General features: G+C 66.1%; 17 protein-coding genes and 7 tRNA genes. 5 read left to right on the top strand and 19 right to left on the bottom strand.

The window, feature by feature from the left end; all coding sequences use genetic code 11:
• Window positions 1-22: 22 nt before the first annotated feature.
• Window positions 23-1,159, bottom strand: coding sequence for a cupin domain-containing protein (locus tag O9Y01_RS01080; RefSeq protein WP_269629642.1), 1,137 nt, complete (start codon window positions 1,157-1,159; stop codon window positions 23-25).
• Between the two features lie 70 nt (window positions 1,160-1,229).
• Window positions 1,230-3,830 (bottom strand): insulinase family protein, encoded by a 2,601-nt coding sequence (locus O9Y01_RS01085; protein WP_269629643.1) that lies wholly within the window; start codon window positions 3,828-3,830, stop codon window positions 1,230-1,232.
• Between the two features lie 317 nt (window positions 3,831-4,147).
• Here O9Y01_RS01085 and O9Y01_RS01090 point away from each other — a divergent pair, with 317 nt between their 5' ends.
• Window positions 4,148-4,441, top strand: coding sequence for a hypothetical protein (locus O9Y01_RS01090; protein ID WP_269629644.1), 294 nt, complete (start codon window positions 4,148-4,150; stop codon window positions 4,439-4,441).
• Here O9Y01_RS01090 and O9Y01_RS01095 read toward each other — a convergent pair whose 3' ends face one another.
• The 4 genes from O9Y01_RS01095 to O9Y01_RS01110 form a co-directional block, all read right to left on the bottom strand.
• Window positions 4,442-5,395, bottom strand: coding sequence for an NAD(P)H-dependent flavin oxidoreductase (locus tag O9Y01_RS01095; RefSeq protein ID WP_269629645.1), 954 nt, complete (start codon window positions 5,393-5,395; stop codon window positions 4,442-4,444).
• Between the two features lie 104 nt (window positions 5,396-5,499).
• Window positions 5,500-7,293, bottom strand: a complete 1,794-nt coding sequence (locus O9Y01_RS01100) for an acyl-CoA dehydrogenase (protein ID WP_269629646.1) — start codon at window positions 7,291-7,293, stop codon at window positions 5,500-5,502.
• A gap of 164 nt (window positions 7,294-7,457) precedes the next feature.
• The gene (locus tag O9Y01_RS01105) at window positions 7,458-8,390 is read right to left on the bottom strand and encodes an electron transfer flavoprotein subunit alpha/FixB family protein (RefSeq protein WP_269629647.1); all 933 of its coding nucleotides are present in this window, start codon (window positions 8,388-8,390) and stop codon (window positions 7,458-7,460) included.
• Window positions 8,391-8,543: 153 nt separating this feature from the next.
• Window positions 8,544-9,293: an electron transfer flavoprotein subunit beta/FixA family protein gene (locus tag O9Y01_RS01110; RefSeq protein WP_269629648.1), complete on the bottom strand. Its 750-nt coding sequence runs from the start codon at window positions 9,291-9,293 to the stop codon at window positions 8,544-8,546.
• 181 nt (window positions 9,294-9,474) lie between these two features.
• Here O9Y01_RS01110 and murI point away from each other — a divergent pair, with 181 nt between their 5' ends.
• Window positions 9,475-10,296 (top strand): glutamate racemase, encoded by an 822-nt coding sequence (gene murI, locus O9Y01_RS01115; protein ID WP_269629649.1) that lies wholly within the window; start codon window positions 9,475-9,477, stop codon window positions 10,294-10,296.
• Between the two features lie 106 nt (window positions 10,297-10,402).
• Here the strand turns inward: murI and O9Y01_RS01120 are convergent.
• From O9Y01_RS01120 to O9Y01_RS01180, 13 genes are all read right to left on the bottom strand, one after another.
• A tRNA-Leu gene (locus tag O9Y01_RS01120) sits at window positions 10,403-10,491 on the bottom strand.
• A 125-nt stretch (window positions 10,492-10,616) separates the two neighbouring features.
• Window positions 10,617-10,692: transfer RNA gene (locus O9Y01_RS01125), tRNA-Gly, on the bottom strand.
• Window positions 10,693-10,727: 35 nt separating this feature from the next.
• Window positions 10,728-10,803 (bottom strand) — tRNA-Gly (locus O9Y01_RS01130).
• A 45-nt stretch (window positions 10,804-10,848) separates the two neighbouring features.
• Window positions 10,849-10,924: transfer RNA gene (locus O9Y01_RS01135), tRNA-Gly, on the bottom strand.
• A gap of 9 nt (window positions 10,925-10,933) precedes the next feature.
• Window positions 10,934-11,007 (bottom strand) — tRNA-Cys (locus O9Y01_RS01140).
• A gap of 85 nt (window positions 11,008-11,092) precedes the next feature.
• Window positions 11,093-11,168, bottom strand: a tRNA-Gly gene (locus O9Y01_RS01145).
• 152 nt (window positions 11,169-11,320) lie between these two features.
• On the bottom strand, window positions 11,321-13,744 hold the full coding sequence (gene lon / locus O9Y01_RS01150) for an endopeptidase La (RefSeq protein WP_269629650.1): 2,424 nt from the start codon (window positions 13,742-13,744) through the stop codon (window positions 11,321-11,323).
• Window positions 13,745-13,890: 146 nt separating this feature from the next.
• Window positions 13,891-15,159 (bottom strand): ATP-dependent Clp protease ATP-binding subunit ClpX, encoded by a 1,269-nt coding sequence (clpX, locus tag O9Y01_RS01155; protein ID WP_183104799.1) that lies wholly within the window; start codon window positions 15,157-15,159, stop codon window positions 13,891-13,893.
• 164 nt (window positions 15,160-15,323) lie between these two features.
• Window positions 15,324-15,932 (bottom strand): ATP-dependent Clp endopeptidase proteolytic subunit ClpP, encoded by a 609-nt coding sequence (gene clpP, locus O9Y01_RS01160; RefSeq protein ID WP_269629651.1) that lies wholly within the window; start codon window positions 15,930-15,932, stop codon window positions 15,324-15,326.
• Window positions 15,933-16,180: 248 nt separating this feature from the next.
• Window positions 16,181-17,491, bottom strand: a complete 1,311-nt coding sequence (gene tig, locus O9Y01_RS01165) for a trigger factor (RefSeq protein WP_269629652.1) — start codon at window positions 17,489-17,491, stop codon at window positions 16,181-16,183.
• A gap of 26 nt (window positions 17,492-17,517) precedes the next feature.
• Window positions 17,518-17,604, bottom strand: a tRNA-Leu gene (locus O9Y01_RS01170).
• Window positions 17,605-17,825: 221 nt separating this feature from the next.
• Window positions 17,826-20,981 (bottom strand): efflux RND transporter permease subunit, encoded by a 3,156-nt coding sequence (locus O9Y01_RS01175; protein WP_269629653.1) that lies wholly within the window; start codon window positions 20,979-20,981, stop codon window positions 17,826-17,828.
• Between the two features lie 17 nt (window positions 20,982-20,998).
• Window positions 20,999-22,102: an efflux RND transporter periplasmic adaptor subunit gene (locus tag O9Y01_RS01180; RefSeq protein ID WP_269629654.1), complete on the bottom strand. Its 1,104-nt coding sequence runs from the start codon at window positions 22,100-22,102 to the stop codon at window positions 20,999-21,001.
• 238 nt (window positions 22,103-22,340) lie between these two features.
• Here O9Y01_RS01180 and hpnC point away from each other — a divergent pair, with 238 nt between their 5' ends.
• From hpnC to hpnE, 3 genes are read left to right on the top strand one after another with little or no spacing between them, the layout of a single operon-like run.
• Window positions 22,341-23,198 (top strand): squalene synthase HpnC, encoded by an 858-nt coding sequence (gene hpnC / locus O9Y01_RS01185; protein WP_269629655.1) that lies wholly within the window; start codon window positions 22,341-22,343, stop codon window positions 23,196-23,198.
• Window positions 23,195-24,043, top strand: a complete 849-nt coding sequence (gene hpnD / locus O9Y01_RS01190) for a presqualene diphosphate synthase HpnD (RefSeq protein WP_269629656.1) — start codon at window positions 23,195-23,197, stop codon at window positions 24,041-24,043. The genes hpnC and hpnD overlap by 4 nt, the downstream gene beginning before the upstream one ends.
• 4 nt (window positions 24,044-24,047) lie before the next feature.
• Window positions 24,048-25,364, top strand: coding sequence for a hydroxysqualene dehydroxylase HpnE (gene hpnE / locus O9Y01_RS01195; protein ID WP_269629657.1), 1,317 nt, complete (start codon window positions 24,048-24,050; stop codon window positions 25,362-25,364).
• Window positions 25,365-25,385: the final 21 nt, after the last annotated feature.

Raw genomic sequence — 25,385 nt, forward strand, 5'->3', positions numbered from 1 at the left:
ACCCTCCTCATCCTCCGGGGCTTCAGCCCTCTTGAAACGAAACAAGCCCCTGCCCGATCAGCCAGCGACAGAATTCGAGCGCCTCATCAGGCTTGGCCAGATCTGCTAGGTCATCAGGAGAAAACGAACCGAGTTCGGCGACTCGATCGATCAATATCAGCATTTTTGACGCTGGCACGGTGATCCGGCGACCGGTCACGGTGAACCAGGATTGCTGAGAGGTGTCATTCCAATAAAGCTCCGCGCCCGGCTGAAGCCTAAGCCGCGTTCCGTTGTCAATCCTGGACATGTTATTGATGGTGCGAATGCGCTTCCCAGGAACCAGGGCACCTGAGCGTTCATACAGGAACCTCAGCGAAGTGGCTACCCGCCCCTTGCTGAGCGCCAGCTCCGCCATTTCCATGACCTTTTCCCTGGAAGCTGGATCGTCAAGGTTGCAGAGAATCTCGTGGGGCACGGTCTGGCGCAGTCGGCTGTCCTGCATGGTGCCATCCAGAACCGTCGAACGAATCAACTTGTACCAGGTGATCGGGTGCAGCCCGAATGTGATGTGCATCGAGCACTGCTCTTCGGCAACCCCGCTGTGCACGACACCACGCGGGATGTAGAGCGAAGCCCCTTTGTCCAGCATCACTTCCTGAATCTCGTCGCCGTCATAGTCCCGGTCAACCTCGATGAATTCGGTACGCAGCGCATCTTCGACCGCTGGCAAGTGGATGGCAGGATCCACGCGCAAGCGCCACCGCTTGCTGCCCTCCATTTGCAGGAGGAATACATCATGACTGTCGTAATGCGCCAGGAATCCCTGAGAGTTTGGCGGCGTCAGATAGATGTTCGCCTCTACCTGACAGAGCATTTCGCTTGATATCTTCGCGCACAACTCTGCGAGCTTGGGCCAGCGCTTCTGGGCTCGCGGGAGAATCAAGGTATTTCCCGCCGCATAAAGGGCCAGGGCCTCCTCGACCGAACTGATTTCCGCGCGACGCCCTCCCGTGGGCGCCTTGGCAGCCAGAAGACCGGATCCGCCCCAAGGTTCGACAATCGTCCATGGCATTGCCGAGAAAAGATAGCTTTCGACATCTTCAATGGAAAGAATATCTTCAGGGACTTTGCAGGCATCCGAAAAAAGCTTCCAGTGCTTCTCATAGACCTCGGCCATGAATCTCTCCTGACCAAAGGATCCAAGCAGATATTCAATTCCCTTATCCAGTGACATTGTCCTCGCCTTTTCATTCATTGATCTTAAGGGACGGAGTCCCCAGGTACACCCGCCAAGCCTGTGTGTCCGCCCATTCGCGCTGTAGCCAAGCCTCCATCGCTCCGGAAGCGTGCGTTCGTGCTTCAGCAGCTCTTGCTCCGAAGGGGCAGTCGGCGAGGGCCTCCGGCCAGCCAGTACTCCAGACCTGCTGCCAGCCCTCGACATCGCATTCGGGTTCAGGCAAATGCCAGCCGGGACGGCTCGGTGCTTCCTTTTGGCCGATCAGCGCAGTGCGCCGAGCAATCAAAGATCGGAGCGATTCGGCCAAGCCGCTGCCGGCATCCGGCGCCGCCTCAGCAAACACCCCCCAGCACCCCCCCCCGGGAACCGCAAAGGCAGGGACAGAGATGAAGGGAATGCCCAGACCTTGCTCCCGTGCCAGGGTCCGCAGCTGAAGGCGCAAGCTTGAGCGCCAGTGGCGAGATGCCCAGAATCGCCGGGCTTCCCACGGCTCACATCGAAGCAGCAGGGCACTGGCCTGAGCGTTCGGAGGCAGTGCCACCTCTTGCATGACAGGCCCCAACTCGCGCCAGGCTTCACCCTCTACGGCTGGCAGAGGCGTCTGACAGTCATCGGTCCGCTGTCCCTTGAACGCCCCGTCCGCAAGCCACAGGCGAATCGGCAAATGGCGCCGACGTGCGGCGGGGCTGGTCTTGTCCACACTGGCATTGCTCCGGCCAAATTCGCTCAGCCATGCACTGAGCTGTGAAGGCGTCCGCCCCGCATCGCGCATCATCCGGCCGACGAGGTTCTCGAACGACGGATCCCGCACTTCTTCGTTGGCCAGCCTGCGAAGGACCTCCAGCGCCGCCTCCTGGTCTTCCCGCGCATCGAAGTCACCCAGGACTCGAAGCCATGCGTGCATGGCCCTGACCTGCCAATCCCGACGCCCTCGCAGAGACAGCTCCACCACCGTACCCCTCAGGTGCCATTCCTTGGTCTGCCCAAACCCGTAGTGACTGGGCCCCAGCACGCCGTCGCGCGAACGCCCCCGTTCCAAGGCAATCAGCGCGCGAACTCGGTCCGCTTCATCTAGAGCCGACAGATCGACCTGGGCTCGCATCGTTGCAATGAACGGCTCCTTGGGATTCCCCGGATGCTCGCAAACTGGCCAGTTGAGGCGGCGCCACTCGGCAACGATGTGCCCGGGCGGCAGCCTCCCCCAGCCATCAAATACGAACGGAGCTGGCGCGGCATCAGAAGCCGACCGCTCGATGGGCGGGAGCTGCGGCAGGTCAGGCCAGACGCTGGGTTGTGGGACCCGCTGGCGCCATCGATCCAGCCAGGCCAGGCGCTGCGAGCGATCACCGGGAACCGTCCATGCCGTCATGTCAGTCCAACGAAGCCGGGGCAGCGTCCGCTCGTTCGCGAAGCGCGATGCATGAGATGCGCAATCCTGAAACAAGGCTCGGCCCGAGCAACTGGACAGTGCCGTGGCCATTTGGAAGCCCCATTGCGCTCGAGATGCGACGGGCGCCCACCGCCGGCTCTCCGCTGCCAGCCCCTCATATCGGATGGCGGCCTCGCCCGCCTTCAGGCCCCACTGCTGCCACCACGATTCGATGGCCTGCCGCATCGAGGACATCTGGCTCCGACCGGCGTCCGTGAGGTGCAGACGCAGCCACCAGCGGTCCGCCGCCTCGAAGTAGCGGCTCGCAAAGTTGACGGACAAATCCTTGATCCATCCCCTGGCCCGCAACAGCTGGCGCAGGCTGCCTGGATGGGCGCCTTCCATCTGCGACACCCAGAACTCGCCAACATCGCGCGATCGGAGCTCAGGTGTGGCCCAGACAAGCCACAACTCCTGCGCATGCTCGAATCCCTCCACCGCCGCGATGGCTCCGGAAAACTCCGGGCGCCACAAGGGCCGGGGATCCTGCGCACGCCGGCGGTCGCCGCCGCAGCGCACGCCCTGCCCAGGCGGAGCCTCGCGAACATGCCAGGCGGACTCCAGGATTCGCTGCATTTCGCGCAAAGGGAACGGCGACACAAACACCCATGACAGCGCGCAGGGCTTGTGCTGAACAGCGGACATCCGCTCGGCCTGATGCGCAATGGCCTCCGCACTTGCCAGCGGCAGGCTTGATTCGCTGCCAGAACGGAAACGCGCCGCAGGATGGTCGCGATCGACTGCCAAGCCCTCGATCTTCTCGAGGATCTGAGAATCCTGTCCTTGGAACTCTCGCCATTCCCGCTCCAGCTCCTGGATCTGTTGGCGAACGGTAACGACGGGATAGGCCCGCGGCTTCAGCGCGGCATCAAGACGCTGCAGCAGCTCGCGACTCCTTCCGGCCTCCACTGCGGCAAAGTAGACCGTGTCCGTGTCGCGAGTCTTGAACCAATAGTCCCCCAGATGCTGCCGCCTCACCCAGGGAATGACCGCCTCCGATTCCGGCGATGCCGCATAGCCCACCAAATGCTCGCGCAGGTGCGCCAGCCCGTCATATGCGCGAGGTTCGTCGAAGCTTCCGTAGGCGACGTGAGCCGTCACCTCTGCGCGCTCCACGGCGGCATCCTGCACCAGCAGAACCTTGGTTCCGCGAGCGTCTGTCCATTCCTTGAACGCCAGCACGCGCCCAGCAGATTCGGCCCGCGACGCCGCAGATGCGGTCGCGCACGCAGCCAAGACCGGCGTCAGCAAGCACCAGGCAAGCAGCCATGCCCTACAGAAACCCATCCTTTTCCATCTCTTTATTGTGTTATTCGCATGCCATAAAAATTCGGCGCGATACTACAAAAAAGAGAGGTAGCGTTGCACTGTCAAATCTGACAGGTCAATTCGACAGAATGGTTTCGCCCCAGCCGCAGGCAGCCACACCGGCTGGCGAAGCGGAGAATGCATGGATCCCTGAACAGGCCGCCGGCACAACGGGGACTACAGTCAGACGGATGAACGGCCTCCGCACCATTGAAATCCACGCTGAAGCCCCTGCCAAGCCCGTCGTGGGCCAGCCCTGCAACGGCTGCGGGGTGTGCTGCCTGGCCGAGCCCTGCCCGTTGGGCGTGCTGCTGAGCCGGAGGCTGCGCGGCGCTTGCGTGGCGTTGCGCTGGGAAGGTGAGCGCTATGTGTGCGGCGCCTTGGGCGCGAAGCCCGGTGGCCTGCGCGGCTGGCTGGTGCGCCGCTGGATTGCCGCGGGCCAGGGCTGCGACTGCTCGCTGGAGCCCCAGCCGCCTGAAGCCTGATCAGCCCAGCGCCAGGCGGGCGCGCGCGGCGAGGTACTCGCGCTCAAGGCGATCCACCAGCTGCGCGGCCGGCACGATCTCGCGGATGGCGCCGATGCCCTGGCCGCAGCCCCAGATGTCCTTCCAGGCCTTCTTGGAGTCGCCGCCGAAGTTCATCGCGCTCGGATCAGACTCCGGCAGGTTCTCCGGATCCATGCCCGCAGCGACGATGGAACCCTTCAGGTAGTTGCCATGCACGCCGGTGAAGAGGTTGCTGTAGACGATGTCGTCGCTGTTGCTGGCCACGATCATCTGCTTGTAGGCCTCGGCGGCGCGCGCCTCCTCGGTGGCGATGAAGGCCGAGCCCATGTAGGCGAAATCGGCGCCCATGGCCTGCGCGGCCAGCACGGCGTCGCCGGTGGCCATGGAGCCCGACAACGCCAGCGGGCCGTCGAACCACTCACGGATCTCCTGGATCAGCGCGAAAGGGCTCTTGGTGCCGGCATGCCCGCCCGCCCCCGCCGCCACGGCGATCAGGCCGTCGGCGCCCTTCTCGATGGCCTTGTGGGCGAACTTGTTGTTGATGATGTCGTGCATCACCAGGCCGCCCCAGGCGTGCACCGCCTGGTTGACGTCCTCGCGGGCCCCCAGGGAGGTGATGACCAGGGGCACCTTGTACTTGGCGCACACGGCCATGTCCTGCTCGAGGCGGTCATTGCTCTTGTGCACGATCTGGTTGATCGCGAAGGGCGCGGCGGGGCGGTCCGGATGCGCGCGGTCATGAGCCGCCAGGGCCTCGGTGATCTCGGCCAGCCAGTCGTCCAGCTGCGCTGCGGGCCGCGCGTTCAGCGAAGGCATGGAACCCACGATGCCCGCGGTGCACTGGGCGATCACGAGCTTGGGGTTGCTGATGATGAACAGCGGCGAGCCGATGACGGGCAGACGCAGGCGCTTCAACAGGGTGGGCACGGTCATTCCAAGTCCTTCCGGAAAGACGGATCAATGAGGCGGGAAAACAGGAGGCAAGACCTGGCACCGCACGGGCGGGGTCAGGTCTTGCCTGGGTGGCAGGCCTTCGATCAGAAGGCGTCCAGGGCCATCGCGGTGACGCTGTCGGCGCCGTCGACGATGGCATCACGGTGGGCCAGTGCGCGCGGCAGGATGTGCTCGGCATAGAAGCGCGCGGTGGCGATCTTGGCCTGCATGAAGGCCTGGTCCTCGCCTGCGGCCAGCTTGTCTTCTGCCACCATCAGCGCGCGGGCCAGCTGCCAGCCGGCCACCAGGTTGCCGGCCAGCATCAGGTAGGGCACCGAGCCCGCAAAGGCCGCATTCGGATTGCCCTTGCCGCTGCCGGCGATGAACTCGGCCGACTCCACGAAAGCCTTGCGGGCGGCGGCCAGCTGCTTGAGCATGGCCTTGGCCGCTGCGCTGTCGCGCTGGGCCAGCAGGGCTTCCGTGCCTTCGATCTGGGCCGCGACGGCCTTGGCCATCTGGGCACCGTCGCGCAGGGTCTTGCGGCCCACCAGGTCATTGGCCTGGATGGCGGTCGTGCCTTCGTAGATGGTCAGGATCTTGGCATCGCGGTAGTACTGCGCCGCGCCGGTCTCCTCGATGAAGCCCATGCCGCCATGCACCTGCACGCCCAGCGAGGTCACCTCCAGGCTCATCTCGGTGCTGTAGCCCTTCACCAGGGGCACCATGAACTCGTAGAAGGCCTGGTTCTGCTTGCGGGTGTCGGCGTCCGGATGATGGTGCGCGGCGTCATACGCAGCGGCAGCCACCAGGGACATGGCACGGCAGCCCTCGGTCAGTGAGCGCATGGTCATCAGCATGCGGCGCACGTCCGGGTGATGGATGATGGCAGCACTGCCGGCCACCGAGCCGTCCACCGGGCGCGACTGCACGCGGTCACGCGCATACTGCACGGCCTTCTGGTAGGCGCGGTCAGCAATGGCGATGCCCTGCACGCCCACGCCGAAGCGGGCGGCGTTCATCATGATGAACATGTACTCGAGGCCGCGGTTCTCCTGACCGATCAGGTAGCCGATGGCGCCGCCGTTGTCACCGAACTGCAGCACGGCGGTCGGGCTGGCCTTGATGCCCATCTTGTGCTCGATGGACACGCAGTGCGCGTCATTGCGCGCACCCAGCGATCCGTCGGCATTGACCATGAACTTGGGCACGAGGAAGAGGCTGATGCCCTTCACGCCTTCCGGCGCGCCGGCCACGCGGGCCAGCACCAGGTGCACGATGTTCTCGGCCATGTCGTGCTCGCCGTAGGTGATGAAGATCTTGGTGCCGAAGATCTTGTAGGTGCCGTCAGGCTGCGGCTCGGCGCGGGTGCGCACCAGGGCCAGGTCCGAACCGGCTTGCGGCTCGGTCAGGTTCATGGTGCCGGTCCAGCTGCCGTCGATCAGCTTGGGCAGGTAGACGGCTTTCTGCTCGTCGCTGCCCGCGGTCAGCAGGGCCTCGATGGCGCCGTCGGTCAGCAGCGGGCACAGCGCGAAGCTCATGTTGGCGCTGTTGATCATCTCGCCGCAGGCCGCGCCGATGGTCTTGGGCAGGCCCTGGCCGCCGAACTCGGTCGGGTGCTGCAGCCCCTGCCAGCCGCCCTCGGCGAACTGCCTGAAGGCCTCCTTGAAGCCGGGGGTCGTGAAGACCTGGCCGTCCTTCCAGTAGCTGGGGTTCTTGTCGCCTTCGAAGTTCAGCGGGGCGATCACGCCTTCGTTGAGCTTGGCGCACTCCTCCAGCACGGCCTGCGCGGTCTCGACGCCGTAGTCGGCGAATTCGGGGACCGCTTCGGTCAGCTGCTGCAGGCCGGCGAGCTCCTGCATGGTGAAGATCATGTCCTTGACGGGGGCGCGGTAAGTCATCGTCTTGTCTCCAGATGGACGAAGGGCGCCGCAACGGTGAAGTCCGGCGCCCTGCTGATGTCAGCCCCCGGGCCTGCCACCTCGTGCCAGGCTCCCCCGAAGGGGCAAGAAAGCTTGGGACGGCCCTGCGCTTTCTTGAGAGGCTGATTCCTAGTCGTAGCAGCTCAGAGGCTGTTGACCAGCTCGGGCACGGCAGTGAACAGGTCGGCTTCCAGGCCGTAGTCGGCCACGGAGAAGATCGGAGCTTCCGGGTCCTTGTTGATCGCGACGATCACCTTGGAGTCCTTCATGCCGGCCAGATGCTGGATGGCGCCGCTGATGCCGCAGGCGATGTACAGCTGCGGGGCGACGATCTTGCCGGTCTGGCCCACCTGCCAGTCGTTGGGCGCATAGCCGGCGTCGACGGCAGCGCGCGAAGCGCCCAGGGCGGCGCCCAGCTTGTCAGCCAGCGGGGTCAGGACTTCATTGAACTTGTCGCTGGAACCCAGGGCGCGGCCACCGGAGACGATGATCTTCGCGGCGGTCAGCTCGGGGCGGTCGCTCTTGGTGACCTCGCGGCCCACGAAGCTGCTCTTGCCGCTGTCGGCGGCGGCAGCCACGGTCTCGACGGCGGCGCTGCCACCGGTCGCGGCAGCGGCGTCAAAGCCGGTCGTGCGGACGGTGATCACCTTGACGGCGTCGGTCGACTGCACGGTGGCGATGGCGTTGCCAGCGTAGATGGGACGCTCGAAGGTGTCGGCGCTGAGGACCTTGGTGACGTCGCTGAGCTGGGCCACGTCCAGCAGGGCGGCGACGCGCGGGGCGACGTTCTTGCCGGAGGCGGTGGCGGGGAACAGCAGATGGCTGTAACCGGAAGCCAGGGCCAGGACTTGCGCAGCCAGGTTCTCGGCCAGGCCGTCGGCCAGGGCGGCGCTGTCGGCGTGCAGCACCTTGCTCACGCCAGCGATCTGGGCAGCAGCAGCGGCTGCGGCGCCGGCATTGTGGCCGGCCACCAGCACATGGACGTCACCACCAGCGGCCACAGCGGCCGTGACGGTGTTCAGCGTGGCGCCCTTGATGGACGCGTTGTCGTGTTCGGCAATGACGAGTGCGGTCATGTCTTCTATCTCCATCAGTGCGGCGAAGCTCGCCGCACCGCATCAATCTGTCTTGATTTTCCAAGTGGAGCCCGAGGATCCGGCTCTGCCGGTCCTACGGGCCCGCCCCTTGAGGGGCGCGCGAAGCGCGTAGGGGCGGTCTGTTCCCGGTGGTTAGATCACCTTCGCTTCGTTCCTGAGCTTGGACACCAGGGTGGCCACATCCGGCACCTTGATGCCAGCGCTGCGCTTGGGCGGCTCTTCGACCTTCAGGGTCTTGATGCGGGGCGCCACATCCACGCCCAGGTCGGCCGGCTTGACGACGTCCAGCTGCTTCTTCTTGGCCTTCATGATGTTGGGCAGGGTGACGTAGCGCGGCTCGTTCAGGCGCAGGTCGGTGGTGACCACGGCGGGCAGGCTCAGGGACACGGTCTCCAGGCCGCCGTCCACCTCACGGGTCACGGCCACCTTGCCGTCGGCCACTTCGACCTTGGAGGCGAAGGTGCCTTGCGGCAGGCCGGTCAGCGCGGCCAGCATCTGGCCGGTCTGGTTGCAGTCATCGTCGATGGCCTGCTTGCCCAGGATCACCAGCTGGGGCTGCTCCTTGTCGACCAGGGCCTTCAGGATCTTGGCCACGGCCAGGGGCTGCAGCTCGGCGTCGGTCTCGACCAGGATGGCGCGGTCGGCGCCGATGGCCATGGCGGTGCGCAGGGTTTCCTGGCACTGGGTCACGCCGCAGGACACGGCGATCACCTCGGTGACGACGCCCTTTTCCTTCAGGCGCACGGCCTCTTCGACGGCAATTTCGTCAAAGGGGTTCATGGACATCTTCACATTGGCGATGTCCACGCCCGTGCCGTCGCTCTTGACGCGCACCTTGACGTTGTAGTCGACGACTCGTTTGACGGGAACCAATACCTTCATCGAAGCACTCCAGGCGAATTGACGTAAACGTTAATCAGGATTCTACGGGGGTCTGGCGCCCATCCGCGAAGCCCTGCACGCCGCACGTCCATCAAGGTGAAAAATAAAACGAACGATCGTTCTATTTTAGGCATGAAGATCGGGGCCTTGGCAAGCAGCATTTAGACTCCGCTCCCTGATGATGGACAGCAATCCTTCCGCCAGCTCCCCAGGAGCAGAGGTCCCGCCGGGCATCGGCGTCTTCGACTCCGGCGTAGGCGGACTCACCGTCTTGCGAGCGCTGCGCAGCGCCCTGCCCGACACGCCGCTGCACTACGTAGCCGATTCCGGCCACGCCCCCTACGGCCCCAAGAGCACGGAGGCCATCGTGGCGCGCTGCCTGGCCATCGGCGAGCACCTGATCGCCCATGGTGCGGCGCTGATCGTGGTGGCCTGCAACACCGCCACGGCCCATGCGGTGGCCGCGCTGCGGGCGCGCTGGCCGGCGCTGCCCATCGTGGGCATCGAGCCGGGCATCAAGCCCGCCGTCCAGGCCACGCGCAATGGGCGCATCGCGGTGATGGCCACCCAGGCCACCGTCAACAGCGAGCGCTACCGGCAGCTGATCGCCACCCACGGCGGCACCGTGCATGTGCACAGCCAGGCCTGCCCGGGCCTGGTGGACCGCATCGAGACCGGTCATCTGGACGATGCGCGCCTGCAGGAACTGCTGAAGACCTACACCGATGCCGTGAAGGCCAGTGGCGCGGACACCGTGCTGCTGGGCTGCACCCACTACCCCTTCATCCAGGACCGCATCGAGGCCCTGCTGGGGCCGGAGGTCACGGTGCTGAACACGGAGGGTGCGGTCGCACGCCAGGCGCTCAAACGATGGACGGAGCTGGGGCTGAGTGCCCACGGCGCCTCGGTGCGGCTGGAAAGCACGGGCGATCCGGCGCCCCTCGAACGCCTGGCCACCCTGGCCCTGCAGGCCCCGCAGACGGCCCGCCAGATCGATCTCTGAGCCCATCCAGGCCCTGCCCCGCAACACGGATCCGCCGAGCGCCGGGGCCTGCCGGCGCGGGAAATGAAAAAGCCGACGCAAGGTCGGCATTGGCGAATCCTGAATCTGGTGCCCGGGACGGGACTCGAACCCGTACGCCCCGTTCAGGGCCGCGGATTTTAAGTCCGCTGCGTCTACCAATTTCACCACCCGGGCAAGGGTCGCTGACGGTGCGCATTATCTGCGGCGGCGGCCTTGGCGGCGCCGTGATCACCTGCGGGCGGGCACGAGGGCCAGCCCGGAAACGACAAAGGGGAAGCAGTGCTTCCCCTTTTCGGATCTGGAGCGGGAAACGAGGCTCGAACTCGCGACCTCAACCTTGGCAAGGTTGCGCTCTACCAACTGAGCTATTCCCGCATGGACCGGATGAAATTCATCCAGCGCATCAAAACTGGAGCGGGAAACGAGGCTCGAACTCGCGACCTCAACCTTGGCAAGGTTGCGCTCTACCAACTGAGCTATTCCCGCATGGTGCCGACTGCTTTGGTGACAGCCAGCGTTCGGATCGAATGATGGAGCGGGAAACGAGGCTCGAACTCGCGACCTCAACCTTGGCAAGGTTGCGCTCTACCAACTGAGCTATTCCCGCATGTCATTCTGGAGGCGCGGTCCGGAGTCGAACCGGACTAACCGGATTTGCAATCCGGGGCATAACCGCTTTGCTACCGCGCCATCACAACCGACGCCAAGGCCCTTGGTGCTGACCTTGACGAAAAAGGGAAGCCGGGGCTTCCCTCTGAAATTCCTTTTCAAATCCTGGAGCGGGAAACGAGGCTCGAACTCGCGACCTCAACCTTGGCAAGGTTGCGCTCTACCAACTGAGCTATTCCCGCATGGATCCGAATGGACTTCAACACACGTTTGAGAAAACTGCCTTCAAGACTTTCGTCTTGTTTTCAGTGTCTCGCCGTTTGCGCTGAAGCTCACATTATAGACCGGATTTCACACCCCGCGCAAGAGTTGCGCGGGGCATTTCATCAAAGTCTCAATGCTTGATGGCTTCGCCCGCGGCAGCGGCCGGCTTGGCAGCTTCCTCGGTGGCCTTGGCCGGCACGGCTTCCTCTTCCGGCAGGGCCTTGGGCATGGACTCCAGCGCCACTTCCAGCACGCGCTCGATCCAGCGCACCGGCACGATCTCCAGCTGGTTCTTGACGTTCTCGGGGATGTCCTGCAGGTCCTTGACGTTCTCTTCCGGGATCATCACGGTCTTGATGCCACCGCGGTGCGCGGCCAGCAGCTTCTCCTTCAAGCCACCGATGGCGGTCACCTCGCCGCGCAGCGTGATCTCGCCCGTCATGGCGACATCGGCACGCACCGGAATGCCCGTCAGCGCAGAGACGAAGGCCGTGGTCATGGCGGCGCCGGCGCTCGGGCCATCCTTGGGCGTGGCGCCATCCGGCACGTGCACGTGGACGTCGCGCTTCTCGAAGAGCTCGTCCTTGATGCCCAGGCGGCTGGCACGCGAGCGCACCACCGTGCGCGCGGCCTCGACGGACTCCTTCATCACATCGCCCAGCGAGCCGGTGCGGATGATGTTGCCCTTGCCCGGCATGGCCGTGGCTTCGATGGTGAGCAGGTCGCCGCCCACTTCCGTCCAGGCCAGACCGACCACCTGGCCGACCTGGTTGGTCTTCTCGGCGCGGCCGAAGTCGTACTTGCGCACGCCCAGGAAGTCGTGGAGGTTGTCCTCCGTGATGACCACCTTGCCCTCATAACTCTTCAGCTGGTGACCCTTGACCACCTTGCGGCAGATCTTGGAGACCTCGCGTTCCAGCGAACGCACGCCGGCTTCGCGGGTGTAGTAGCGGATCACGCCACGGATGGCGGACTCGGCGACCTCCAGCTCTTCTTCCTTCACACCATTGTTGGTGCGCTGCTTGGGCAGCAGGTAGCGCTGGGCAATGCTGACCTTCTCGTCTTCCGTGTAGCCGGACAGGCGGATCACCTCCATGCGGTCCAGCAGGGCCGGCGGGATGTTCAGCGAGTTGGACGTGGCCACGAACATGACGTCGGACAGGTCGAAGTCCACCTCGATGTAGTGATCGGCGAAGGTGTGGTTCTGCTCGGGGTCGAGCACTTCCAGCAGCGCCGAGGACGGATCGCCGCGGAAGTCCATGCCCAGCTTGTCGATTTCGTCCAGCAGGAACAGCGGATTGCGCGTGCCCACCTTGGAGAGCGACTGCAGCACCTTGCCCGGCATGGAGCCGATGTAGGTGCGGCGGTGGCCGCGGATCTCGGCCTCGTCACGCACACCCCCCAGGGCCATGCGCACGAACTTGCGGCCGGTGGCGCGGGCCACGGACTGGCCCAGCGAGGTCTTGCCCACGCCGGGAGGGCCGACCAGGCACAGGATGGGCGCCTTGACCTTGTCCACGCGCTGCTGCACCGCGAGGTATTCGAGGATGCGTTCCTTGACCTTGTCGAGGCCGTAGTGGTCCTCGTTCAGCACCGACTCGGCAAAGGCCAGGTCGTGCTTGATCTTGGTCTTCTTGCTCCAGGGCAGGTTGACCAGGGTGTCGATGTAGTTGCGCACCACGGTGGCCTCGGCCGACATGGGCGACATCAGCTTGAGCTTCTTCAGCTCGCCCTCGGCCTTCTTGCGGGCTTCCTTGGGCATGCGGGCGGCCTGGATGCGCTTCTCGAGCTCTTCCATGTCGGCGCCTTCTTCGCCGTCGCCCAGCTCCTTCTGGATGGCCTTGACCTGCTCGTTGAGGTAGTACTCGCGCTGGCTCTTCTCCATCTGGCGCTTGACGCGGCCACGGATGCGCTTTTCCACCTGCAGGATGTCGACCTCATGCTCCAGCAGGTCCAGCAGCTTCTCCAGACGCTTGGCCACGTCGGCCAGGTCCAGCACCGACTGCTTGGCATCGAGCTTCAGCGGCAGGTGGGCGGCGATGGTGTCGGCCAGGCGGCCGGCGTCGTCGATGCCGGCGATGGAGGTGAGGATCTCCGGAGGGATCTTCTTGTTCAGCTTGACGTACTGGTCGAACTGCTGGGTCACGGCGCGGCGCAGGGCCTCCACCTCAGGAGCCAGGGTGGCCTCGGGCGGGATGGGCGTGACCTCGGCGACGAAGTGCTCTTCCGTCTCGCTGATGGTGTTGGTGGTGGCCCGCTGCAGACCCTCGACCAGCACCTTCACGGTGCCGTCAGGCAGCTTGAGCATCTGCAGGATGCTGGAGACGCAGCCGACCTCGAACATGTCGTCGGCCTTGGGCTCGTCCTTGCCGGCGGCCTTCTGGGCCACGAGCATGATCTGGCGGCCGGCGTCCATGGCGGCTTCAAGCGCCTTGATGGACTTGGGACGCCCGACAAACAGGGGGATCACCATGTGCGGGAACACCACCACATCGCGCAGCGGCAGCAGCGGCAGGGTGATGGGTTCTGCGGGCAGGATGGGATGACCGGACATAGAAACCTCTCTTTCTCAAGCCCATCTGGGGCCCGAGGGACTGATTGCAAGGCCGGGACTGCGCCCTGTGCCTGTCATCAGGCCGGTTGTGACTGTGCTCTTTCGCACGGTCAGCCCGGCCGGGCTGCCGTACGGGGCCGGACCGGTCAGGCGCTGGCCTTGGCCTGCTCGCGATAGACGAGCAGCGGCTTGGCGTCTTCCTCGATGTTGTGCTCGTCCAGGACGACCTTGGCCACGCCATCGAGGGCGGGCAGCTCGAACATGGTGTCGATCAGCGAATGCTCCATGATGGAACGCAGGCCACGAGCCCCGGTCTTGCGGGCCAGTGCCTTGCGGGCGATGGCACCCAGGGCCGAGGAACGGATCTCCAGCTCCACGCCATCCATGGCGAACAGCTGCTGGTACTGCTTGACCAGTGCATTCTTAGGCTCGGTGAGGATCTGGATCAGCGCGTCCTCGGTGAGCTCGCCCAGGGTGGCGACCACCGGCAGGCGGCCCACCAGTTCGGGGATCAGGCCGAACTTGATCAGGTCCTCCGGCTCGACTTCACGGAAGAGCTCGGAGACCTTGCGCTCGGACTTGCTCTTCACCGAGGCACCGAAGCCGATGCCGGACTTCTCGGAGCGATTCTGGATGACCTTCTCCAGGCCATCGAAGGCGCCGCCGCAGATGAACAGGATGTTGGTCGTGTCGATCTGCAGGAAGTCCTGGTTGGGGTGCTTGCGGCCGCCCTGCGGTGGCACCGAGGCCATCGTGCCTTCGACGAGCTTCAGCAGGGCTTGCTGCACGCCTTCGCCCGACACGTCGCGGGTGATGGAGGGGTTGTCGGCCTTGCGGGAGATCTTGTCGATCTCGTCGATGTAGACGATGCCACGCTGCGCACGCTCGACGTCGTAATTGCAGTTCTGCAGCAGCTTCTGGATGATGTTCTCGACGTCCTCGCCCACGTAGCCGGCTTCGGTCAGCGTGGTGGCGTCGGCGATCACGAAGGGCACGTTGAGCAGGCGGGCCAGAGTCTGAGCCAGCAGCGTCTTGCCGGAGCCCGTGGGGCCGATCAGCAGGATGTTGCTCTTGGACAGCTCCACCTCGCCCTTGTTGTCCGCCATGTGGCGCAGGCGCTTGTAGTGGTTGTAGACCGCCACGGACAGCGTGCGCTTGGCGACGTCCTGGCCGATCACGTACTGGTCCAGGCTGCTCTTGATTTCACTCGGGACGGGCAGATCGGATTTGCTGGCACGCGGCTGCGCGCCTTCGGCCGGCACCTCATCGCGGATGATGTCGTTGCACAGCTCGATGCACTCATCGCAAATGAATACCGACGGGCCAGCGATCAGCTTCTTCACTTCATGCTGGCTCTTGCCGCAGAAGGAGCAGTAGAGGACTTTCTCGCTGGAGTTGCCTTTTTTCTCGGCCATGGATCTGCTTTACGGTTCAGGTGGGAGACCTGTGCTGATGATAGTTCATAAGAAGAAAGGGCCCTTGGGCGGATAAGGACCCTCATCCGGCACCAGTTGGCGGCGGTGCCGTGTGCGTCATGCGGACAAGGCCAGGTCCCTGCCCCAGCCCTGCCCGCCTGCACTCAGGGGCGCTTCTCGATCACCTGGTCGATCAGGCCATAAGCCTGCGCCTCTGCGGCCGACATGAAGTAGTCGCGCTCGGTGTCGTTCTGGATCTTCTCCAGGGGCTGACCGCTGCGCTCGGCCATGATGCGGTTGAGCTGCTCGCGGGTCTTGAGGATCTCGCGGGCGTGGATCTCGATGTCCGTGGCCTGGCCCTGGGCGCCGCCCAGGGGCTGGTGAATCATGATCTTAGAGTTGGGCAGCGCGAAGCGCTTGCCCTTGGCACCGGCGGTCAGCAGGAAGGCGCCCATGCTCGCGGCCATGCCCATGCACAGGGTCGAGACCTCGGGCTTGATGAACTGCATGGTGTCATAGATGGACATGCCGGCCGAGACGCTGCCGCCCGGGCTGTTGATGTACAGCGAGATCTCCTTGTCCGGGTTCTCGCTCTCCAGGAACAGCAGCTGGGCCACGACCAGGTTGGCGGTTGCGTCGTTGACGGGGCCGACCAGGAAGATGATGCGCTCGCGCAGCAGGCGGCTGTAGATGTCATAGGCACGCTCGCCGCGGCCCGATTGTTCGATGACGATGGGCACCATGCCCAGATTGCTCGTTTCCAGCGCGCTCATGAAGGGTCCTTGCGGTTGGTTCAGCGGGTGATAGCGGGTCATATGGGGTCGGATTATGTCCCGGCAAGCGCGGCTCTTCCGCGCAGGGGATTCATCCACACAACAGCGGCCAGGCCCGGCCCCGGAGGCCCGCTTCCGGGCCCTGTCGACCGCCCCTCATCCGCGCAAAGAAAAAGGCGCCGGCCTTGCGGCGCGGCGCCCTTGGCAGCCCCGGGGCGGACCCGGGGCGGACCCGGGACGTCGAGTCATCAGGCCTGGGCCATCAGCTCGTCGAAAGGCAGGGCCTTGTCGCTGACCTTGGCCTTGGCCAGGACGAAGTCGGTGACGTTGTTCTCGATCACGATGGCTTCGACTTCAGCCAGGCGCTGACGGTCGCTCAGGTACCAGCGCACGACCTCGGCCGGCTTCTCGTAGCTCTGCGACAGCTCTTCGATGTGAGCCTGCAGCTGCTCGGGCTTGGCCTGCAGGTTGTTGGCGCGGACCAGCTCCGACACCACCAGGCCCAGGCGCACGCGGCGCTCGGCTTGCGCGGTGAACATGTCAGCGGGGATATCGACCTTGTCGGCATCCTTCACGCCACGCTTCTTCAGGTCCTCGCGGGCACCCTCGACCAGGCGCTCGGCCTCGCCAGCCACCAGGGCCTTGGGGATGTCCAGCTCGGCGGCGCCGACCAGGGCGTCCATCACGGCAGCCTTGTTGCGAGCCAGCACGCGGAACTTCACTTCGCGCTCGAGGTTCTTCTTGATGTCGGCGCGCAGGGCTTCGACGGTGGCGTCCTTGATGCCCAGGGACTTGGCAAAGGCCTCGTTCACTTCGGGCAGGTGCTGGGCTTCGATCTTCTTGACCGTCACCAGGAAGTCGGCTTCCTTGCCGGCCACGTCCTTGCCGTGGTAGTCCTCGGGGAAGGCCAGGGGGAAGGTCTTGGACTCGCCTGCCTTCATGCCGCGCACGGCCTTCTCGAAGGCCTCGAGCATCTGGCCCTCGCCCAGCAGGAACTGGAAGCCTTCGGCCTTGCCGCCGGCGAAGGTTTCGCCGTCGATCTTGCCTTCGAAGTCGATGGTGACGCGGTCGCCGTCAGCGGCGGCTTCGGCAGCGGGACGCTGGGCGAAGGTGCGGCGCTGCTTGCGCAGGATCTCGACGGTCTTGTCGATGGCTTCCTCGGTCACTTCGCTGGAGACGCGCTCCACCTCAGCGGCAGCCAGATCACCGATCTTGACTTCCGGGTAGACCTCGAAGGTGGCGTCAAAGGCCATCTGACCTTCGGGCGCGTCGTCCTTCTGGGCGATGTTGGGCATGCCGGCGACGCGCAGCTGCGCTTCATTGGCGGCGGCATTGAAGGCCTGACCCAGCTTGTCATTCATGACTTCGTACTGGACGGAATAGCCATAGCGCTGGGCGACCACGCTCATCGGCACCTTGCCGGGGCGGAAGCCGTCAGCCTTGACCGTGCGGGCCAGCTTCTTCAGGCGGGTCTCGACTTCGCTGTTGATGTCAGCGGCCGCCAGCGTGAGCGTGATGCGGCGTTCGAGCTTTTCGAGGGTTTCGACGGTGACAGCCATAGTGGACTCTGTGAACAAAGTGATTCTGGTGCGCGGGGTCGGACTCGAACCGACACGCCCGTGAAGGCGTCAGGACCTAAACCTGGTGCGTCTACCAATTTCGCCACCCGCGCGAGTGGTTTCAAGGCTGCCGTGGCATCAGGATCCGAAAACCCCAAGCCACCTCAGCCTTGTGGCATTTCGGCAAACCGGTGATTGTAGCCGTGAATACCGGCATTTCCCGGACCTAGGGGTTAGCCGCAATCGCCTCCCCCAAAAGAGAAAGGCGCCCTGCCTGTTGCCAGGCGGGGCGCCTCTTGATCGGCTGCTCAGCTCAGCAGCCTGGTTCGGCGCTTCAGAATCGCGAAGGCGTCGGGAAGCGCGAGTTCGCTTCGGCCGGGCGCATCACCCGGAACCAGGCGGCGTACATGGCCGGCAGGGCCAGCAGGGTCAGCACGGTGGCGACGATCAGGCCGCCCATGATGGCCACGGCCATCGGGCCCCAGAACACGCTGCGCGACAGCGGGATCATCGCCAGCACCGCCGCCGCCGCGGTCAGCACGATGGGGCGGAAGCGCCGCACGGCCGACTCCACGATGGCTGACCAGGCCGGCACGCCGCGGGCGCGGTCCTGCTCGATCTGGTCGATCAGGATCACCGAGTTGCGCATGATCATGCCCATCAGCGCGATCACGCCCAGCAGCGCCACGAAACCGAAGGGGCGGTTCAGCAGCAACAGGGCCGCCGCCACGCCGGCAATCCCCAGCGGGCCGGTCAGGAAGACCAGCATGGCGCGCGAGAAGCTCTGCAGCTGCAGCATCAGCAGCGTGAAGATGATGAAGAGCATCACCGGCACGCCCGCGGCAATCGAGCCCTGGCCCTTGCTGCTTTCCTCCACGGCGCCGGCGACCTCGATGCGGTAGCCCGGCGGCATCTTGGCCGACAGCGCCTGCATCTGCGGCCAGACCTGGGCCGAGACGGTGGCGCCCTGCATGCCCTCTTCCACATCGCCCTGCACGGTGACCGCGTAGTTGCGGCCCTCGCGCCACATGACGCCCGGCTCCCATTCGAAGCCCACCTTGGCCACCTGCGTCAGGGGCACGGCGCGGCCGGTGCTCGTGGGCATGTAGGCGTTGCCCAGGTCGGTGATGGCGTTGCGTTCCTCCAGGGGCTGGCGAAGGACGATGTCGATCAGTTTGTCCGCCTCGCGGTACTGGCCGATGACGGTGCCCGACAGAATGGTGCGCGAGGCCTGGGCCAGGCTCTGGCTGCTGACACCCAGGGCGCGCGCCTTGTCCTGGTCCACGTCCAGCTTGAGGGCCTTGATGGACTCGTTCCAGTTGTCGTTGACGCCGCGCATGTGCGGATTGGCCTTGAGCAGCTCCTTGGCCTTGTCGGCCCACTGGCGCACGAGCTTGGGGTCCTCGCCCGTCACGCGGAACTGCACCGGATAGGGCACGGGCGGCCCGTTGGGCAGCAGCTTGACGCGGGAGCGGACCTCCGGGAACTCGGCGGCCATGAGCTCCGGCAGCCGCTTGCGCAGGGCCTCGCGCTGGGCGAGGTCCTTGGGCAGCACGATGGCCTGGCTGACGTTGGACTGCGGGAAGACTTGGTCGAGCGGCAGATAGAAGCGCGGCACGCCGCTGCCCACCCAGGTCGTGACGGTGGACACGCCCTCTTCCTTGAGCATGCGGGCCTCGAAGCGCTTGGCCATCTGCTCGCTCTGCTGGATGGTCGAGCCCTCGGGCAGCCACAGGTCGACGAGGATCTCGGGGCGGCTGGAGTCCGGGAAGAACTGCTGCTGCACGCGGGTCATGCCGAACAGGCCCGCCAGGAACAGCAGCACGGTGATGCCGATGGTCTTCCAGCGGTGCTCCACGCACCAGCGCACCAGCGCGCGGAAGCGGTTGTAGAAGGGCGTGTCGAAGAGCTCGTGGGCCTCGCCGCCGTGCCCCCCCTTGGTCTTGAGCAGGAAGGCGCCCAGGTAAGGCACGAAGTAGATCGACACCACCCACGAGATCAGCAGCGAGGCCGCCGTCACCGCGAAGATGGCGAAGGTGTACTCACCCACCGTGGATTGCGCCAGGCCGATGGGCAGGAAGCCCACGGCCGTGATCAGCGTGCCGGTGAGCATGGGCATGGCCGTGACGTCATAGGCGAAGGTCGCCGCATGCATCTTGTCATAGCCCTCTTCCAGCTTGCGGACCATCATCTCGACCGCAATGATGGCGTCATCCACCAGCAGGCCCAGCGCGATGATCAGCGAGCCCAGCGAGATCTTGTGCAGCCCCACGCCCCAATAGAACATGGTCACGAAGGTGATGGCCAGCACCAGAGGGATGGTGACGCCCACGACCAGGCCCGGCCAGATGTCGATGCGCAGCGGCCGCATGTGCAGACCCAGGCTGATGAAGCTGACGCCCAGCACGATCACCACGGCCTCGATCAGCACATGGACGAACTCGTTCACCGAACGCGAGACCGAGGACGGCTGGTCCTGGATCTGCGACAGCTCCATGCCCGCCGGCAGGCCCTTCTGGACCTCGGCCAGTTGGGCCTTGAGGGCCTGGCCCATGGCAATGATGTCCCCGCCCTTGGCCATGGACACGCCCAGGGCCAGCACCTGCTGCCCCTGGTGGCGCACCATGGTGCTGGGCGGGTCGACGTAGTCGCGCTTGATCTCGGCGATGTCGCCCAGGCGGAACTGGCTGGCCGCGCCGGTGAAGGGATTGACCGCGCGGATGGAGAAGTCGCGCAGGGCCTTCAAGTCGTCGAGCTGGCCCTGCACGCGGATCTGCAGATTGGTGCTGCCGGCATTGAGCACGCCGGCGCCCTCCACCGCGTTCTGGGCACCGATCTGGTTGATCACCTGCGTGAAGTCCAGGCCCAGCTCGGCCAGGCGCTTCTGGGAGACCTCGATGAAGATCTTCTCGGCCTGGACGCCGAAGATCTCCACCTTCGCGACGTCCTTCACCTTGAGCAGCTGGTGGCGCACGCGCTCGGCGTAGACGCGCGCCTCCTCGCGGCTGAAGCCATCGCTGCTGAGGGCGTAGATGGAGCCGTAGACGTCACCGAAGTCATCGTTGAAGACGGGACCCAGCACGCCTTGCGGCAGGGTGTAGCGCATGTCGTTGACGCGCTTGCGGACCTGGTACCAGACGTCCGCCACTTCCTTGGGCGGCGTGCTGTCCTTCAGCTGGAAGATCGTGAGGGACTCGCCCGGCTTGGTGTAGGAGCGGATCTTGTCGGAGTAAGGCACTTCCTGGAGCGTCTTCTCGATCTTGTCCGTCACCTGGTCAGCCATCTGCATCGCGGTGGCACCCGGCCAGAAGGCCTGGACCACCATCAGGCGGAAGGTGAAGGGCGGGTCTTCGTCCTGGCCGAGCTGGAAATAGGCGGCGAAGCCCATCACCATCAGCACGATCATCAGGTAGCGCGTCAGGGCTGGATGTTCCAGCGCCCAGCGCGACACATTGAAGCGGGAGCCTGCGTGGCCCGGTTTGCTGCTCATGGACACGGCGGACCTCCTCAGCGCGAAGCCGCGGGGGCCGCAACTGGCGCGGCATCACCCGCGTAGCGACGCACCTTCTGGCCGTCGTTCAGCACATGGACGCCCGCCGTCACCACCTCCTGGCCCGGCGTGAGGCCACCGGCGATGACCACGGTATTGCCGTCGGCCCCGCCGATCTGCACCGGCTGGGCCTTGACCGTCATGGAGGCCGGGTCCAGCACCCACACCTGGCTCTTGCCGCCCCGCTCCAGGATGGCGCTCAGGGGCAGCTTGACCACATTGCCCAGGCGCGGCAGTTCCAGCAGCACCGCGGCCGTCTGGCCGAGCTTGACGTCGGCCTTGCCCACGTCGGCCTTGACCTGGAAGGTGCGGGTGACCGGGTCGGCCGCGGCCGACACCTCGCGCAGGGTCAGCGGCACGACCTCCTGCTGGCCCCAAAGGCGCATGCGCAGCGCACCGGTCTGGCTGGCAGCGGCGCGCAGGCCGCCCACCTGGTCCTCGGGAACGGAGAACACCACGTCCCGGGGGCCGTCATGGGCCACGCTCAGCACGGGCATGCCCGCACCGACCACCATGCCCGGCTCGGCGCTCACGCCGGTCACGACCCCCGGCGCATCGGCCACCAGCGCCGAATAGGCGACCTGGTTGCCCTGCACGCCGGCCTGGGCACGCGCCTGGTCCAGCTGGGCCTGGGCGGCCTTGAAGTAGGCGTCCCGGCGCTCCAGCTCGGCCGCACTGATGAAGCCTTGCTGGTGGAGCTCGATGAAGCGGCGGTAGTCCGCCCCGGCCTGGTCGCGGTTGGTGCGGGCGGCGATCATCTGGGCCTGTGCCGCCTCGGAGCCCAGGCGCAGGTCCTGGGCATCCAGCTGGGCCAGCACCTGGCCGGCGCGGACCTTGTCACCCAGATTCACCAGGCGCTGCTGGATCTTGCCGCCCACGCGGAAGGAGAGACGGGATTCGGTGCGGGCGCGGATTTCGGCCGCGTATTCACGTGTCATGCCGGCGCTGCCCGCCTCGATCAGCTGGGTCCGGACGGCGCGCTCCGGTTCAGGCGCTACCGCCTGCTTGCCGCAAGCGCTGAGCAGCAGGGCCGCCATCACGGTCAGCAGGGCGGGCGACATGGCCGGCAACAAGGCGGGGAGTCGGGCATTCCGGATTTTGGGCATCGAAGACCTCTTCATGACGGATCGTGCGGCGTGGCACGGCAGCAGCCAGGGAGCCGCCGCCCAGCACGTTCATTCAACACGGCGAATCAGTAACTGACTGACCGGTCAGTAATGTATTGAGCACGTTCCGGCTTGTCAAACCCCGGAACGAGCGCGCCGGCACACCTCCAGGCCGGCGGACATTGCGGACACAATGCCGGCCGTGAGCATAGAGCACTACGAGAACTTTCCTGTCGCCTCCTGGCTGTGCCCCCCGCACTTGCGGCCCGCCGTGGTGGCGATCTACCACTTCGCCCGCACGGCCGACGATCTGGCGGACGAGGGCAGCGCCACGACCGCCGAGCGCCAGGCCGCGCTGCGCGCCTATCGCCAGGACCTGAGGGCCTGCTTCGCCGGTCAGCCTCCCTCGCCCCGCTGGGCGGACCGGGTCTTCCTGCCGCTGGCACCCCGGATTCACCAGCATCAGCTGCCCCAGCCCCTGCTCGAGGCCCTGCTGGATGCCTTCGAGCAGGACCTCGTCAAGACCCGCTACGCCAGCCGTGCCGAGCTGCTGCACTACTGCGAGCGCTCGGCCAATCCGGTGGGCCGGCTGCTCCTGCACCTGTATGGCGTCGGCAGTCCCCAGGCCCTGGCGCAGTCGGATGCCATCTGCAGCGCCCTTCAGCTGATCAATTTCTGGCAGGACTTCAGCCGGGACGGCCCCAACGGTCGCTGCTACGTGCCCCAGGAGGACCTGGATCGCCACGGCCTGCAGGCCGAGGCCTGGGTGCGCTGCGAGGACGGCCCGGTGGCCCGGCGCCTGATCGCCGAGCTCTGCGCCTGGGCCCGGCAGCTGATGATGTCAGGCGCTCCCCTGGTCCACACCCTGCCCGGGCGGGCGGGCTGGGAATTGAGGTTGGTCGTCCAGGGCGGGCTGCGCATTCTTGAGAGAATCGAGGCCATGGATCACGCCTCTCTCGTTCGCCGCCCCCGCCTGAGTGCCCTGGATGCCGCCCCCCTCCTGTGGCGAGTCCTGCGCATGCGCCCTGCCCCGCAAGGAGCCCGTGCGTGACGCCCGACCAGTACGCCCAGCAGCGCGCCGCGGCCAGCGGATCCAGCTTCTACTACGCCTTCCAGTTCCTCACGCCGCCCCGGCGCGCGGCCATCACGGCCTTCTATGCCTTCTGCCGCGAAGTGGACGACGTGGTGGACGAGATCCAGGACCCCGGCGTCGCCGGCGCCAAGCTGGCCTGGTGGCGCAAGGAGGTGCAGGCGGCCTTTGCCGGCCAGCCCAGCCATCCGGCCATGAAGGCGCTGATGCCTCATGTGCGCGACTACGACATCCGCGCCGAGCACCTGCTGGCCGTGATCGAGGGCTGCCAGATGGACCTGGACCAGAGCCGCTACCTCGACTTCGCCGGACTGCAGCGCTACTGCCACCTGGTGGCCGGCGTGGTGGGCGAAGTCGCCTCGGGCATCTTTGGCCGCACCGAGGCCCAGACCATCGCCTACGCCCACAAGCTGGGCCTGGCCCTGCAGCTGACCAACATCATCCGCGACGTGGGTGACGACGCCCGCCGCGGCCGCATCTACCTGCCGGTGAACGAGCTGCAGCAGTTCGGCGTCAAGGCCAACGAAATCCTGATGCGCCAGGCTCCCTGGGGCTACAGCGAGCGTTTCACCGCGCTGATGCAGTTCCAGGCCGAACGCGCCCACCGCTGCTATGACGAAGCCTTCGCCCTGCTGCCCGAGGCGGACCGCAAGGCCCAGAAGCCCGGCCTGATGATGGCCAACATCTACCGCGCCCTGCTGCGCGAGCTGGAGGCCGAGGAGTTCCGCGTGCTGCACCAGAAGATCTCGCTGACCCCGCTGCGCAAGGTGTGGATAGCGATGAAGACCAACTGGCGCGGCCGCTGAAGGCATGGCCCGCATCGCGGTCATCGGCGCCGGCTGGGCCGGTCTCAGCGCGGCCCTCGCGCTGCAGGCGCAGGGTCATGTGCTGAGCCTCTTCGAGCTGGCATCCCAGCCCGGTGGACGGGCCCGCAGCCTGGCCTCGGAGGGCAGCGGCCCGCCGCTGGACAACGGGCAGCACATCCTGATCGGGGCCTATGTCGAGACCCTGGACCTGATGCGTTCCCTGGGCCTGTCGCCAGAGGAGCTGCTGTGGCGCAGCCCCTTGCAGCTGACGGATGCCCAGGGTCGCGGGCTCCGCCTGCCCAAAGGCCCGCCCCTGCTTGCCTTCGGGCGGGCTGTGATGGCGGCCTCGCATTGGCCCTGGGCAGCACGCCTCAGCTTACTGACGCACAGCCTGCGCTGGGCATTGAGCGGCTTTCGATGTGCGGAGACGCTCACCGTGCGTGAGCTGTGCCGCACCCTGCACCGGCAGCCCTATGCAGAGCTGGTGGCCCCCCTGTGCGTGGCTGCACTCAATACCCCGGCGGAGCAGGCCAGCGCCCAGGTATTCCTCCGGGTGCTTCAGGATGCACTTTTTGCCGGCGACGGCTCAGCCGACCTGCTGCTCCCGCGGCGCCCCCTGGCCGAGCTCCTGCCCGAGCCCGCCCTGCAGGCCCTCGCCGCCGGCGCCCGAATCCATGCCGGCTGCCGGGCCCTGCTCTGTGCGCCAGACAGCGGCGGCTGGGCCGTCCGCGCCGGCGACAGCGTCCAGCCCTTCGACGCCGTGCTGCTGGCCTGCCCGGCCGCGGAAGCCGCGCGCCAGCTGCAGGCCATCGCGCCGGACTGGTCGACCCAGGCCGCAGCCTTGCGCTACGAGCCCATCGTCACCGTCTACCTGCGTGCCGAGGGCCGCCTGCCCTTCCCCATGGTGGCGTTGCAGGAGTCGGCCGAGGCACCGGCCCAGTACCTGTTCGACCATGGCCAGCTGGGCCTGCAGGCCGGGCGCTTCGCGGCCGTGGTGAGTGGTGCCGCACCCTGGCTGGAACGGGGACAAGGCGGCACCGCCGCCTGCGCGGAGGCGGCGCTGGCTCAGGTGATGAGCCAGGCCCCCCAGCTCAGCGGTCTGCGCCTGGAGCGAGCGGTCGCCGAGAAGCGTGCGACCTTTGCCTGCACGCCCGGGCTGCGCCGCCCCGCCGCCCGCATCGCCCCCGGGCTGTGGGCGGCCGGCGACTACATCGAGGGCCCCTACCCCGCCACGCTGGAGGGCGCCGTCCGCTCCGGCCGGCAGGCAGCCCGGTCGCTGCACGCCGAACTGGCGGCTGTCGCGCCCCGCGCCACACACTGAGACCGGCCTCCAATTTCGCCA

Origin of the sequence: Pelomonas sp. BJYL3, from assembly GCF_027257975.1 — a bacterium.
Classification (GTDB): domain Bacteria; phylum Pseudomonadota; class Gammaproteobacteria; order Burkholderiales; family Burkholderiaceae_C; genus Roseateles_B; species Roseateles_B flavus.